At 71.6% G+C, this 13,607-nt stretch carries 12 protein-coding genes; 10 read left to right on the top strand and 2 right to left on the bottom strand.

The genetic code is table 11. From position 1 onward, the window contains the following. The first annotated feature begins 104 nt into the window (after positions 1 to 104). From aceB to HHX31_RS01125, 10 genes are all read left to right on the top strand, one after another. Complete coding sequence (gene aceB, locus HHX31_RS01170; RefSeq protein WP_169944212.1) at positions 105 to 1,694, top strand: malate synthase A; 1,590 nt, start codon at positions 105 to 107, stop codon at positions 1,692 to 1,694. Between the two features lie 18 nt (positions 1,695 to 1,712). Further along, a complete protein-coding gene (locus tag HHX31_RS01165) occupies positions 1,713 to 3,164 on the top strand; it encodes an FAD-linked oxidase C-terminal domain-containing protein (protein WP_169944210.1) in 1,452 nt (483 codons plus the stop codon). Beyond that, the gene (locus tag HHX31_RS01160; protein ID WP_169944208.1) at positions 3,164 to 4,519 is read left to right on the top strand and encodes an FAD-binding oxidoreductase; all 1,356 of its coding nucleotides are present in this window, start codon (positions 3,164 to 3,166) and stop codon (positions 4,517 to 4,519) included. The genes HHX31_RS01165 and HHX31_RS01160 overlap by 1 nt, the downstream gene beginning before the upstream one ends. Next, positions 4,519 to 5,769, top strand: a complete 1,251-nt coding sequence (locus tag HHX31_RS01155; protein ID WP_169944207.1) for a (Fe-S)-binding protein — start codon at positions 4,519 to 4,521, stop codon at positions 5,767 to 5,769. The genes HHX31_RS01160 and HHX31_RS01155 overlap by 1 nt, the downstream gene beginning before the upstream one ends. A 28-nt stretch (positions 5,770 to 5,797) precedes the next feature. Continuing rightward, positions 5,798 to 6,532 carry an IclR family transcriptional regulator gene (locus tag HHX31_RS35480; protein WP_169944205.1) on the top strand — a complete coding sequence of 245 codons (735 nt, stop codon included), beginning with the start codon at positions 5,798 to 5,800 and terminating at the stop codon, positions 6,530 to 6,532. Positions 6,533 to 6,561: 29 nt separating this feature from the next. Then, complete coding sequence (locus tag HHX31_RS01145) at positions 6,562 to 6,780, top strand: DUF2277 domain-containing protein (RefSeq protein ID WP_169944204.1); 219 nt, start codon at positions 6,562 to 6,564, stop codon at positions 6,778 to 6,780. 74 nt (positions 6,781 to 6,854) lie between these two features. Then, on the top strand, positions 6,855 to 7,523 hold the full coding sequence (locus HHX31_RS01140) for a hypothetical protein (RefSeq protein WP_169944202.1): 669 nt from the start codon (positions 6,855 to 6,857) through the stop codon (positions 7,521 to 7,523). 118 nt (positions 7,524 to 7,641) lie between these two features. Next, a complete protein-coding gene (locus HHX31_RS01135; protein WP_169944200.1) occupies positions 7,642 to 9,603 on the top strand; it encodes an FHA domain-containing protein in 1,962 nt (653 codons plus the stop codon). A 123-nt stretch (positions 9,604 to 9,726) separates the two neighbouring features. Then, positions 9,727 to 10,440, top strand: coding sequence for an RNA polymerase sigma factor (locus HHX31_RS01130; RefSeq protein ID WP_311931068.1), 714 nt, complete (start codon positions 9,727 to 9,729; stop codon positions 10,438 to 10,440). Further along, a complete protein-coding gene (locus tag HHX31_RS01125) occupies positions 10,437 to 11,477 on the top strand; it encodes a CU044_5270 family protein (protein WP_169944198.1) in 1,041 nt (346 codons plus the stop codon). Before HHX31_RS01130 ends, HHX31_RS01125 begins: the two co-directional genes overlap by 4 nt. Positions 11,478 to 11,584: 107 nt before the next feature. On the opposite strand, the gene HHX31_RS01120 is transcribed toward HHX31_RS01125, so the two are convergent. Together HHX31_RS01120 and HHX31_RS01115 are read right to left on the bottom strand one after the other, a co-directional pair. Then, complete coding sequence (locus HHX31_RS01120; protein ID WP_249345323.1) at positions 11,585 to 12,358, bottom strand: HNH endonuclease family protein; 774 nt, start codon at positions 12,356 to 12,358, stop codon at positions 11,585 to 11,587. Positions 12,359 to 12,578: 220 nt separating this feature from the next. Then, positions 12,579 to 13,529, bottom strand: a complete 951-nt coding sequence (locus tag HHX31_RS01115) for an ABC transporter substrate-binding protein (protein ID WP_169944196.1) — start codon at positions 13,527 to 13,529, stop codon at positions 12,579 to 12,581. Positions 13,530 to 13,607: the final 78 nt, after the last annotated feature.

The raw sequence follows: 13,607 nt of genomic DNA, 5'->3' as shown, positions 1-13,607 counted from the left end.
AGCCCCTGAGCCGTCCCCGACGAGCCGCCCCGCGTTGACCCCCGCCCCACCCCTGAAGTAGCGTCGATTCCACGATTCAGAACTCTTTTTCCAAGGGGTGGAAAATGGTGGAACGCGTCGAGGTCAGAGGCCCGCTGCTGGACCGGTTCGACGAGATCCTCACTCCCGAGGCCCTCGGCTTCGTGGCCACCTTGCAGCGCGAGTTCGACCCCAGGCGCAGGGAGCTGCTCGCCGCCCGCCAGGCGCGGCAGGAGGAGCTGTCGGCGGGAGGCATGCTCGACTTCCTCCCCGAGACCGCCCGCGTCCGGGAGTCCGCGTGGCGGGTCGCCCCGCCCGCGCCGGGGCTGGAGGACCGCAGGGTCGAGATCACCGGTCCTGTCGACCGCAAGATGACGATCAACGCGCTCAACTCCGGCGCCAAGGTCTGGCTGGCCGACTTCGAGGACGCCAACTCCCCCACCTGGGAGAACACGATCAACGGGCAGCTCAACCTGCGCGACGCGCTCGACCGTACGATCGACTTCGAGGCCGGCGGCAAGACGTACGCGCTGCGGCCGGACGAGGAGCTGGCCACGGTCGTGGTCCGCCCGCGCGGCTGGCACCTGCCGGAGAAGCACATCCTGGTGGACGGCGCCGAGATGTCGGGGTCGCTGCTCGACTTCGGGCTCTACTTCTTCCACTGCGCGCGGCGGCAGCTCGACAAGGGGCGCGGGCCGTACTTCTACCTGCCGAAGATGGAGTCGCACCTGGAGGCGCGGCTCTGGAACGACGTGTTCGTCCGCGCCCAGGAGCTGCTCGACATCCCGCGCGGGACGATCCGGGCGACCGTGCTGATCGAGACCTACCCCGCCGCGTTCGAGATGGAGGAGATCCTCTACGAGCTGCGCGAGCACTCCGCGGGCCTCAACGCCGGCCGCTGGGACTACCTGTTCAGCGTCATCAAGAAGTTCCGCACCCGGGGGCGGGAGTTCCTGCTGCCCGAGCGCAACGCGGTGACGATGACCGCGCCGTTCATGCGCGCCTACACGGAACTGCTGGTGCGCACCTGCCACAAGCGCGGCGCGCACGCGATCGGCGGCATGGCGGCGTTCATCCCCTCCCGCCGCGACCCCGAGGTCAACAGGGTCGCGCTGGAGAAGGTGCGGGCCGACAAGACCCGCGAGTCCGGCGACGGCTTCGACGGCTCCTGGGTGGCGCACCCCGACCTCGTGCCGGTCTGCCGCGAGGTGTTCGACGGCGTGCTCGGCGACCGGCCCAACCAGCTCGACCGGCTGCGCGAGGACGTCGCCGTCACGGCCGAGGACCTGCTCTCCGTGTCCAAGACCCCCGGTGAGATCACCGAGGCCGGGTTGCGCGGCAACGTGGACGTCGGCCTGCGCTACCTGGCCGCCTGGATGGGCGGCAACGGCGCCGCGGCGATCCACAACCTGATGGAGGACGCGGCGACGGCCGAGATCTCCCGCTCCCAGGTCTGGCAGTGGATCCACAACGACATCACGCTGGCCGACACCGGGGCGGTGGTGACACGGGAGCTCGTGGAGCGGATCATCGAGGAGGAGCTGGCCCGCATCGCCGCCGAGCCCGGCTACGACGAGAAGCTCTACGCGCAGGCCACGGCCCTGTTCAAGGAGGTCGCCCTTGACGACGACTTCGCGGAGTTCCTCACGCTTCCCGCGTACGCGCGCATGCCGTGAGGGGATGAGAGGAGGCCGATGCCCGAGCTCGGACCGCTGACGGAGCGCCTCGCCGCCGCGCTCCCGCCCGACGCCGTCGTCACCGATCCCGTACGGCTTCGCACCTACGAGTGCGACGGGCTGACCCACCACCGGGCGACCCCCGGCGTGGTCGTGCTGCCGGAGACGGCCGAGCAGGTCGCCGCGGTGGTGCGGCTGTGCGCCGAGCACGGCGTGCCGTTCGTCGCCCGGGGGTCGGGCACCGGCCTTTCGGGCGGCGCCCTCCCCCGCACGGACGGCGTGCTGATCGTCACCTCCCGCATGCGGCGGATCGTCGAGATCGACATCCCGAACCGCCGCGCCGTGGTGGAGCCGGGGGTGACGAACCTGGCGATCACGGAGGCGGTCCGCGACCAGGGGTACTACTACGCCCCCGACCCCTCCAGCCAGCAGGTCTGCTCGATCGGCGGCAACGTGGCGGAGAACTCGGGCGGCGCGCACTGTCTCAAGTACGGCTTCACGGTCAACCACGTGCTCGCCGCCGAGATCGTCACGCCGGACGGGGACATCGTCGAACTGTCGGCGATGGACCCCGGCTACGACCTGCTCGGCGCGTTCATCGGCTCCGAGGGCACGCTCGGCATCGCCACCAGGATCACCGTACGGCTGTCGCGGGCGCCGGAGGCGGTCACGACCGTGCTCGCCGCCTTCACCGGCATCGAGGCCGGCGGGCGCGCCGTGTCGGCGATCATCGCGGCGGGCGTCGTGCCCGCCGCGATCGAGATGATGGACGCGCTGGCGATCGAGGCGGCCGAGGCGGCCGTGCACTGCCGCTACCCCGCTGGGGCGGGAGCCGTGCTCGTGGTCGAATTGGACGGCCCGCGCGCCGAGGTGGAGCACCAGTTCGCGGCCGTGGAGCGGATCTGCCACGACAGCGGCGCCTTCGAGATCCGGGTGGCCGCCTCCGCCGAGGAGCGGGCGGCCATCTGGAAGGGCCGCAAGTCGGCGTTCGCCGCCGTGGGCCGGATCAGCCCTGCGTACATCGTGCAGGACGGCGTGGTGCCGCGGACCGCGCTGCCGCGCGTGCTCGCGGGGATCGACCGGCTGCAGGAGGAGTACGGCATCCGGGTGGCCAACGTCTTCCACGCGGGCGACGGCAACCTGCATCCCCTCGTGCTGTTCGACGACTCCGTGCCCGGCGAGGCCGAGCGCGCCGAGACCGTCAGCGGGCGCATCCTCGACCTGTGCGTCGAGCACGGCGGGTCGATCACCGGGGAGCACGGCGTCGGCGTGGACAAGGCCCGCTACATGCCCCGGATGTTCACCGACGACGACCTCGGCACCATGCAACTCCTGCGGTGCGCGTTCGATCCCCGGGGGCTGGCCAACCCGGGCAAGATCTTCCCCACCCCGCGCTTGTGCGGGGAGGCGCCCGGAGTGCGCAAGGGCGCCCATCCCCTGGTCGAGGCCGGCCTCGCGGAGCAGTTCTGATGGACGCGCGGGACGCACTGGAGGCGACGGGCGTGGCCGTGCGCGTGGCCGGCGACGAGGACGAGGTGGCGGGCGTGCGGCCGCGCTGGGTGGCGCTGCCCGAGTCGGCCGAGGAGATCGCGGCGGTGATGCGGGTGTGCGCCGCGCACGACCTGGCCGCCGTCGCGACGGGCGGCGGCACCAAGCTGCACTGGGGCGCCCCGCCGAAGCGCTGCGACGTGCTCGTCGACCTCTGCTGCATGAACCGGGTGCCGGAGCACGCGGCGGACGACCTGGTCGTCCGGGCGCAGGCCGGGGTGACCGTCGAGGCGCTGGCGCGCGCTCTCGCCGAGGGAGGTCAGGAGCTCGCGCTCGACGTGCCCGTGCCCGGCAGCACGATCGGCGGGCTGCTGGCCACCGGCATCGCCGGGCCGCGCGCGTTCCGCCACGGCACGGCCCGCGACCTGCTCATCGGCGTCACGGTCGTGCTCGCCGACGGCACGATCGCCAAGTCGGGCGGGAAGGTCGTCAAGAACGTCGCCGGATACGACCTCGGCAAGCTGTTCACCGGTTCGTACGGCACGCTCGGGATCATCGCGGACGCGACCTTCCGCCTCCATCCCCTGCCCGCCGCCCGCGCCTGGGTGACGGCGACCGTCGAACGGCCGGTCACCGAGACGCCCGGGACCTGGACGGACGAGGACGGCCTGACCTTCGAGACTCTCCGCACCGACCTCGCCGGATCTCTGGCGACGATGGTCCCCGCGGTGACCGAGTCGCCGTTGGAGCCGAGCGCCGTGGAGATGGACTGGCCCGACGCGGAGGGGCCCTGTACGGTCGCGGTCCTGGTCGAGGGCGCCGCCGCGGCCGAGCGCGCCAAGGCGCTGTGCGCCCTCATGGGCGGCGCGCTGAGCGACGCGCAGGTGACCGAGGAGCCGCCGCCGTGGTGGGGGCGCCTGCCCGAGCTCCCGGCACGAGGCGGGCCGCCCGGCACCGGGGGCGGGGGCGACGGCGGGGAGATCCTGCTGGAGCTCAGGAACGCCCCCTCCCGGCTGGCCGAGACTCTTTTCGGCTTCCTGGACGCGGCCCGGGTCACGGGCTTTCGGGCGGCGCTTCGCGGTTCGCTCGCCGCACATGTGCTCCACGTCGCCCTGCCACCGGACACCGATCCGGCGCTGGTCGCGGGGTTCACCTCGCAGTTGCGCGCCGGCCTCGGCGAGGAGGCGCGCGTGGTCGTGCTCGCCGCGCCCGCGGAGGCCGCGCGCCGCCTGGACCGGTGGGGGCACGTCGGCGCGCTGCCGCTGATGCGCCGGGTCAAGGAGCGGTTCGACCCCGATCGCCGCCTGTCCCCCGGACGTTTCGCCGGAGGCATCTGATGGATCCCGAGCTGATCAAAGACTGCGTGCACTGCGGGTTCTGCCTGCCCACCTGCCCGACGTACGTGCTGTGGGGCGAGGAGATGGACTCCCCGCGCGGGCGCATCCACCTCATGGGCCAGCACGTCGAGGGCACACCGATCACCGACGCGATGGCCGGCCACTTCGACGCCTGCCTGGGCTGCATGGCGTGCGTCACCGCCTGCCCGTCTGGCGTGCGGTACGACCGGCTGATCGAGCAGACCCGCGCGGTCGTCGAGCGCGAGCACGTGCGCCGCCCGGACGAGCGCGCGATCCGTGCGCTGGTGTTCGCGCTGTTCCCCTACCGGCGCAGGCTGCGGGCGATGCGGCTGCCGATGCGGCTGAGCAGGCGCATCCAGCCGTTCCTCGAAGAGGTCAACCCCTCGCTCGGCGCGATGGCCGAACTGGCCCCCGACGCCCCCAGGCCCGTACGGCTGCCGCCGCTGGTGCGGGCCAGGCGGCGGCGCAGGGCGCGGGTCGGGCTGCTCACCGGCTGCGTGCAGGGCGAGTTCTTCCCGCAGGTCAACGCGGCGACGGCCCGGGTGCTCGCGCTGGAGGGCTGCGACGTGGTCATCCCGCCCCGGCAGGGCTGCTGCGGGGCGCTGTCGCTGCACTCGGGCCGCGATGCGGAGGCGCGCAGGTTCGCCCGCCGCACGATCGCCGCCTTCGAGCGGGCCGGCGTGGACACCGTGGTGGTGAACGCGGCGGGCTGCGGGTCGAGCATGAAGGACTACGCCGAGGTGCTGGCCGGCGATCCCGGCTGGGCGGCCCGCGCCGAGGCGCTGCGGACCCGCGACCTGGCGGAGTTCCTGATTGAGCTGGGGCCCGTCGCCGAGCGCCGCCCGCTGCCGGTCACGGTCGCCTACCACGACGCCTGCCACCTGGCACACGCCCAGGGCGTGCGCGCCCAGCCGCGTGAGCTGCTGCGGGCCGTTCCCGGGCTGGAGTTGCGGGAGATCGGGGAGTCCGCGATCTGCTGCGGGTCCGCGGGCACCTACAACCTCTTCCAGCCCGAGGCGGCCAGGCAGCTGGGCGACCGCAAGGCCGAGCGGGTGCTCGCCGCCGGCGCCGACGTGCTGGTGTCGGCCAACCCGGGATGCACCATGCAGATCGCGGCCGCCGTGCGGAGGGCCGGCAAGGGGGAGATCAGGGTCGCGCACACGGCCGAGGTGCTCGACGCCTCGCTGCGAGGGCTCGCGCCGGGCATGCTGGGGCGGTCCCCGCGTTGAGGAGGACACCGCAGAGGAGGAGGACGCGGTGAGCGTGCAGAGCGTCGACCGGGCGCTGGACGTGCTCGAAGCACTGTCCGAGCACGGCGGCCAGGCCGGCCTGTCGGAGATCGCCGCCGCCACCGGCCTGCCGTACGGGACGATCCACCGGCTGTTACAGACGCTGCTGGCCCGCGGGTACGTCCGGCAGGAGTCCGACCGGCGCTACTCGCTCGGCGGCGCGCTGGTGCGGATAGGCGGCGTGGCCGAGCGGATGCTCGCCGTCTGGGCCGAGCCCTACCTCGCCAGGCTGGTGGAGCTGTCCGGCGAGACGGCCAACCTCGCCGTGCTGGAGGGCGACTTCGTGGTCTACGTGGCCCAGGTGCCCTCGCCGCGCAGGCTGCGGATGTTCGCCGAGGTCGGCCGGCGTGTGCTGCCGCACAGCACGGCCGTCGGCAAGGCCCTGCTGGCCGGCCGGGACGACGCCGAGGCGGTGTTCCTGCGCACCGGGCTGCCCCGCCGTACGGACCGGACGATCACCGAGCTGGGAGACCTGCTGGAGGAGCTCGGCCGGGTGCGCGGCCGGGGGTACGCGCTCGACCTGGGCGAGGAGGAGAGCGGCGTGCACTGCATGGCCGTGCCGGTCCACGACGGCGGGCGGGCCTTCGCGGCGATGTCGGTGTCCGGGCCGGCCGAGCGCATCGACGCGATCGACCGTGAGGAACTGGCGGCGATGCTGCGCAAGGTGGCGGAGGACTTCGGCGCCGCCGTCTTCCGCTCCTGACCGCGCCACGGATCGGCCAGTATGGGGTCATGTGCCGAAGCATCAAGACCCTGCGCCCGCCGTTCACCGACGAGGTGACCGAGGAGGACATCCGGGCGGCGGCCCTGCAGTACGTCCGCAAGATCTCCGGGTTCCGCGCGCCCGCGGCCCACAACGCCGAGGCGTTCGACCGCGCGGTCGAGGCGATCACGCGGGCCAGCACGGCCCTGCTGGCGTCCCTCCAGGTGCGCGGCACCGCGCCCCGGTAGCACGGGCCCTCCCGGCGCGGTCCCGGGCAGCGTGATTCAAGCGGATCGCAAGTGCCGGGCGGGAAAGTGGCCCTATGGGTGTTGTTTCCGATTTCTTCCTGGCCAGGCGGCTGCGCCGGGGGCCGACGCTGCTGCTGCCGTACGCTCCCGATCCCACGACCGTGCTGGAGACCGTGCGGCTGCACGATCCGCAGGCCGGGCCGTACGGGCGCGGGTTCAGGATCGGCGCAAATGTCGAGCTGCGCGGGCCCGTCGAGCTGACCCCGGAGCTGGCAGCCAGGGCGGGGCTCCCGGCGGGCTGGGGCGCCGCGTTCGTCGCCCACAACATCGACGGGGAGGCGGGCGGCGACTTCGCGCGGCCGAGCCTGCTGGTGCGGGGGCTGGCCGAGCGGCTCGGCGGCCGGGAGCACCCGGAGTGCCAGGAGCCTCCAGAGGACCTGGCCGAGGTCACCGGCGGGCGGATCCTCCCGGTGGACGAGTTGATCGGCCTGCTCGCGGACGACGTGCCCGGGCTCGCCGTCACGGCGGTGACCAGCACGGGCACGACGCTGCTCGCCGGCGCCGAGAGCCCGATCGAGGTCTTCGTCAACGAATGGGACGCCGACGACGTGACGTACGAACTGTCGGCGAACAGCGGCTACGGCACGGACGTCCCGGCCACCGCCCGGCGGGCCGCCCTCGCGATCGCGGCCCGCGCCGGCGGCGTGGCCCGCGACCACAACGGCTTCCTCATCACGGACTGAGCACGCCGGGGAACCGGCGCGCCGCGCCGGTGCCCTGACTCGGACGCTTTGCAGCAAACGTGAAGCGTGTCACGATAAATGATCACATCGGCGGTTCCGAGGGAAAGGGGGCGGACCGATGCCGCCTGCGATCGTCGGGTATGAAGGTCCCCTTGCCGGTCAGCGCTTCCCGATCGACAACAAGCCGATCACCTTCGGCCGCAGGGGCGACAACAGTGTGGTGATCACGAGCGAGAGGGCCTCGCGCTTCCACGCGGAGGTGCGCCGCGAGGCCGAGGGCTACGTGCTGATCGACCGGGGCAGCAGCAACGGGACGCTGGTCAACGGCAGTCGTGTCACCACGCACCTGCTCAGGCCCGGCGACACGATCGCCATCGGAGGGGAGACGTTCCGCTTCGAGGCGTTCGACGACTCCGAGACCGTCGTGAACACCTCCCTTATGCAGCGGTTCCGCCAATCGCTTCCCGACGTGGAACCTGAGCAGGTCCTGCACGTCACCGTCTCCGGTGGCGGGCCCGTCGGGCTGGCCTTCGCCCTGCTCCTCGAACACCTCATGGGGCAACGGGTCACCATCACGATCTACGACGGCCGCTGGACCGAGGACGGCCCGCGGGTCGTGTGGAAGAACGCCGCGCAGGGCAACAACCGGCGGCAGCAGGTCGTGACGGTGCAGAGCCGCCAGTATCTGGCTCTCCCCGAGGACGTCCAGGCTCGGCTGTTCACCGAGGGGTCCTACAGCGAGATGTGGCCGGCCGGTCCCGACTCGATCCGCGGCTACGGCCCGCGGAACATCCGGATCGCGCACATCGAGGACACTCTCCTGGAGATGGCGAACGAGAGGCCCGCCCGCATCCGCCTGGTGCCTGAAACATTCAAAGCCGCGGAGCGTCAGGACGTCGTGGCCAAGGAGCACGTGCTCGCCATCTGTGAGGGAGGGCGCTCGCGCACCCGCGAGCACTTCACCGACAGGTTCGGCCGGGCCGACGACTCGATCTTCTCGCTCGACGGCCGGCATCTGCAGGACATCGTCCTGGGGCTGCGGGTGAAGTCCAGCCTGCCCGACCCGGCGATCGTGCTGCTGACCGTGGCGCAGAACCGGTTCCTGCTGAACTCCCTGCGCGGCGAGGGCTTCCTGAACATGCGGCTCACCGACGACGAGGCCGCGGAGGTCGTCGGCATCGACCCCGTACGGCACGTGTTCGAGGAGTGCGTCGCCTCCAGTCCCTGCCTGATGGAGCGCACCGAGGAAGGGGACTTCCACTGCTCGACCCACCACACGCTGTTCCTGCCCGCCCTGATCAAGGGCTCCGCCCTGTGGAAGCGGGCGAAGGAGGGGCTCGCGCTCTTCGGCGTCGCCGACGGTGACGTGAGCGCGGTCACCGCCTTCCGGCTGGACATGGTGCAGCGTCCGCGGTTCACCGCCCGGTTGTACTCCCCCACCTCGACCACCCCGGGGACGTACGGGTTCCTCCTGGGGGACGCGGCCAACGCGATCCACTTCTGGCCGGGGCGGGGTCTCAACAGCGGCCTGGCGTCGGCCGTCTCGCTGGCCAGGTCGCTCAACCGCAACTGGCGCGGCAGGCCGTTGCGGGACGCCGACTTCGTACGGCACGAGGCGGCGATGTCGATGCTGCAGTATCGGCACAAGAGCCGCGCCTGGAACGCGATGGTGACCACCGACGAGCAGGGGGTCACCCGGGCGATCAAGGACACGATCGTCAAGGGCATCGAGGAGGGCCGCACCGCCCCGGACAGGGAGGCGGACATCGACGCCCTGATGGAGCGCCTGCGGCAGATCCGCGACCGCCTGTCGCCACGCGTTCCCGGCATGCCCGACGACGCGACGCTCCTCCGGCATCTGCGCGAACTGCGGACCGAGACGCTGCGCACCCTGCTGGTGAGCGGAGCATGGGAGACGCTGACGGTCGGCGGCGAGGAGGTCGACATCGACATCTTCGACCAGCCGGTCTCCGCGGCGGCCCCCGTGGCGTCGCCAGTGACGGATCCCGTCGAGGGGGCGCTCGTCGTCCGGCGGCCGGACGAACAGACCAGGCGGCCCGGCGGCCCGCACACCGGCTGAGGTCGCTATAGCGGATGTCACTCCGGGAACCAGGGAACCGGCCAGGGCCGTCCGGCGGAGTAGGGGGTGAAGGCGCGACAGCGCCTACGGAAGGATAACCCCCATGAACGGACAAATCGGGTGGTGAGTGCGGTTCCCGGCGAAACGTACTACCCCAGGGTCGTCCCCCGACACGAGCCCGACGGCTCCCGCGACGGCGCGCACCCAGGATCCGGAGCGCGCGCCGGCACCCGGCCTTACGACGCGGGGCCGTACGACGCCGGACTTCACGACGCCGAGCCGAGCGACGCATGGCTGATCGAGGCGTCGCTGATCGAGCCCGAGCGGTTCGCGGGCGTCTTCGACCGCCACGCGGACGAGATCCACGCCTACGCGGGCCGCCGTCTCGGCCCCGAGCACGCCGACGACGTGACGGCCGAGACGTTCCTCGTGGCGTTCCGCAAGCGGCACAGGTACGACACGTCCCGCGCCGACGCCCGGCCCTGGCTGTACGGCATCGCGGGCAACCTCATCTCCGGGCACCGCCGCTCGGAGGTCCGGCGGCTGCGGGCGATCGCCCGCACGCCCGGCGACGCCGGCGAGCGCGGCTCCCACGAGGAGGAGCGCGGAGTGGAGCGGGCGAGCGCCGCCGCCCTGCGGCCCGCTCTCGCCGCCGCGCTGGCCAGGCTGTCGTCCGCCGAACGCGACCTGCTTCTCCTGGTCGCCTGGGCCGACCTCTCCTACGAGGAGACGGCCGAGGCCCTGAAGATCCCCATCGGCACCGTCCGCTCGCGCCTGCACCGGGTGCGCGGAAAGCTGCGCCGCCATCTCGACCTGCCCGAGGAGAACGACCGATGACCGACGAGATCGACCTGGTGGCACGGCAGCGGCCCGACGCCGCGCCCTACTCCCTGGCGGCCAAGGCGGCCGCACGGCGGCGGCTGACCAGCCCAGGGGCCCGGCCCGCCCGCACGCGCCCGCGTCTCACGCTCCTCGCGGGCGGGACCGCGCTGCTCGCGGCGGCGGGCGTCGCGGCCGTCACCGTCGTCACCACGGGAGTCGTCTCCACAGGACCGCAGAGACAGCCGGCGACCGTGAGCGCGGGGGTGGTGCGGCTGCCGGAGATCTCGCCCATGTCGGCCGAGGAGGTGCTGGGCAAGGCGGCCCGCGCGGTGACCGACCTGTCGCCACGCGACGACCAGTTCGTCAAGGTGAGCTCCCAGACGATGTACGAGGCCACCGTGGTCGGCGAGGACGAGAAGGAGTCCCGCTACCTTTACCGGACCAAGCGGACGATCTGGCTGCCGGCCAACGGCGCGAAGGACGGCGCCCTGAAGATCGACTATCTGGAGCCTCAGGCCTATCCCGGCTGGCCCGTCCCGCCGGAGGCGTACCGGGACAAGGGCACCGAGTGGATGCGGCTGCCCGCCTGCGACAGCACGCGCGACACCGCCTACGTCAACCTGAAGAATCTGCCGGCCGACCCTGAGAAGATGCGCGCCTACCTGTACGACCGGCCGCGCGGCGACAATCCACCCGACACGGGGGCGTGGACTGCCGTCGGCGACCTGCTGCGGGAGACGTACGTGCCGGCGCCCCAGCGCGCGGCGCTGTTCAAGGCCGCCGCCACGATTCCCGGGGTCACGGTGACCGAGAACGTCGAGGACGCCTCGGGGCGCAGCGGCATCGGCGTCGGCCGGGTCTCCCGCGGGGTGCGCGAGGAGATCATCTTCGACCCCTCGACGTACGAACTGCTCGGTGAACGCGGCATCGTGGTGGACGCGAAGGAGGCGAAGGCGCCCGCCGGGAGCCTGGTCGCCTCGACCGCCCAACTGGAGGTCACGGTCGACGACACCGCGCCCAAGGTGGACGACTCCGCCGCGGGCTGCGACTGAGCCACCGGCCGTTCACAGCCTTGGGCCCGGCAGGCCGGGCCGCCCGCTTCGGGCGGCCCGGCCTGTCGCACGAGCAGGGCGGGCCGGCTACCGGCGAGCCGGCCCGCTCACTTGCACTGCTCCAGCATGGCCGCCTTGTCCGCGGAGGTCACCGGCAGGTTGTACTTGAGGGCCACCTGGGCGAAGCGCACGGCGTACGAGCAGCGGATCTCGGTGCGGGGCGGCAGCCAGGTGGCCGGGCCCGAGTCGCCCTTGGAGCCGTTCGTGGAGCCGTCGACGGGAATCAGGTTGAGCGGGTCGTTGGCGATCCGCTTGCGCTTGCTCTCGCTCCACCGCGACGCGCCCATCTGCCAGTCGTACGACAGGGGCATGACGTGGTCGATCTGGACCTCCGCCGCCTCCGACTTGGTCCAGTCGATGGTCTTGCCGGTGTACGGGTCGTAGATGGTCATGGAGACGATGACGCAGTTCGACCCGTCGCGATACTTGATGTCCCCGCCGTCCCGCTTGAGCAGGTCGTTGCGGGTGTCACAGCCGTTGCGGCCCCACGGCACGTCGTCGACGTTGTCGGCCCAGGCGTAGCCGAACTTGTCGCGGTCGTAACCGGTCTTCGATCCCCGGCCCTTGGTCTTCACCTGGTCGATCAGCTCGCGGGCCTCCGCCCGGTCCTTGTCCGACGTGATGGCCTTCAGGCCAGGCCCGGTGCCGTCGGGGTTGTCGAGCGGGTTGACGCCTCGATCCGGCCCCGACTCGCTCTTCCCGCCGCCGCCACCACCGCCGCCGCCGCTGCCGCCGCTTTGGCCCGTGAGGGCGTCGTCGAGTTCCGGCATCGGCCCACAACCGGCCAGTACGGCCACCGCCACCGAGATTCCGGCGATCAACCGAGTACCACGCCCACCCACAGCCACCCCTAGGTAATGAAATATCCCTCTCAGATATAGCAAAGGGTAAAAAGGTGGCAAAGGAGGCGCAGCGCGATCACGGTCTCGTGATCAAAGAGACGCGCTCACGCGCCGGGGCGCACGACGACGAGGGGCGTGGCGCGCCGTGCGCGCCACGCCCCTCGTTCAGGCTTCGGCGGGGTGGATCGGCGTCCGCCGGTCAGGCGGGGATCCAGTCCTGCCAGACGATCTTGTTGGCCTCGACCCACTTGCGGGCGGCGTTCTCCGCGCTCATCTTGTTCACCGCCATGTCGTAGGCGACGGCGTTCTGGTCGTCGTTCGTCCAGACGAAGTTCTTGATCAGCTCGTACGCGCTGCCGCCGCTCTTGGCGAACTTCACACTGACGACCTTGTCGAGCAGGTAGGGCGGGTAGTCGCAGTTGACCGTCTTGACGTTGGCGTCGCACCCGATGGCGTACGGCGGAAGGTTGATCTTGACGAGCTTGAGCTGGTTGAACAGCCACTGGGGCTCGTAGAAGTACATCAGCAGCGGGGTCTCGTTCTCGGTGGCCTTGCGGGCCGCCGCGATCAGCGCGTCCTCACTGCCGGAGTAGACCACCTTGAAGGGCAGCTTCAGGTTCCTGATCAGCGCCTCGTCGTTGGTGACGAAGGACTTGTCGCCGGCGAGGAACTGGCCCAGGCCTTCGCTCTTGTCCGTCTTGAACAGGTCCTTGTACTTGGCGAGGTTGTGCCAGTCCGTGATGTCCGGATATTTCTGGACCATCCACTCGGGGACGTACCACCCGATGATGCCCTTGTTGCCGTTCTCTCCCGCGGTGATCGCGACCTTCTTGTCCTCGATGAACTCCTTCTTCAGCTCCGGGTGGCTCCAGTTCTCGAGGACGACGTCGACCGTGCCCTTCTCGAAGCCCTTCCAGGAGTCCGCCTCGCCGCTCTCGATCCGCTCGACCTTGTAGCCGAGCTCGTTCTCCAGGAGATACGCGACGACGGCGGCGCTGGCCTCGTAACCGATCCAGGGGTTGATCGCCAGTCGCACGGTCTTCGTCCCGCCGGGGGCGCCCGCTCCGGCGGTGTCATCCGAACTCCCGCCACTGCAGGCGGTCATGGCCAGCGCGAGCGTCAGCACGCCGGCAAGGAGACGGATCCTCATATCTGACCTCATCTGATGTCGTACGGGCGGCGAACGCGAGCGGCGGGGCCGCGGCGACACCGGGAGAGTATTCCACAA

It is taken from the genome of Microbispora sp. H11081 (genome assembly GCF_012999535.1).
Taxonomy (GTDB): Bacteria; Actinomycetota; Actinomycetes; order Streptosporangiales; family Streptosporangiaceae; genus Microbispora.
Note: the sequence above shows the minus strand (reverse complement) of the source record. Positions and strands in the feature narration are given on the sequence as shown.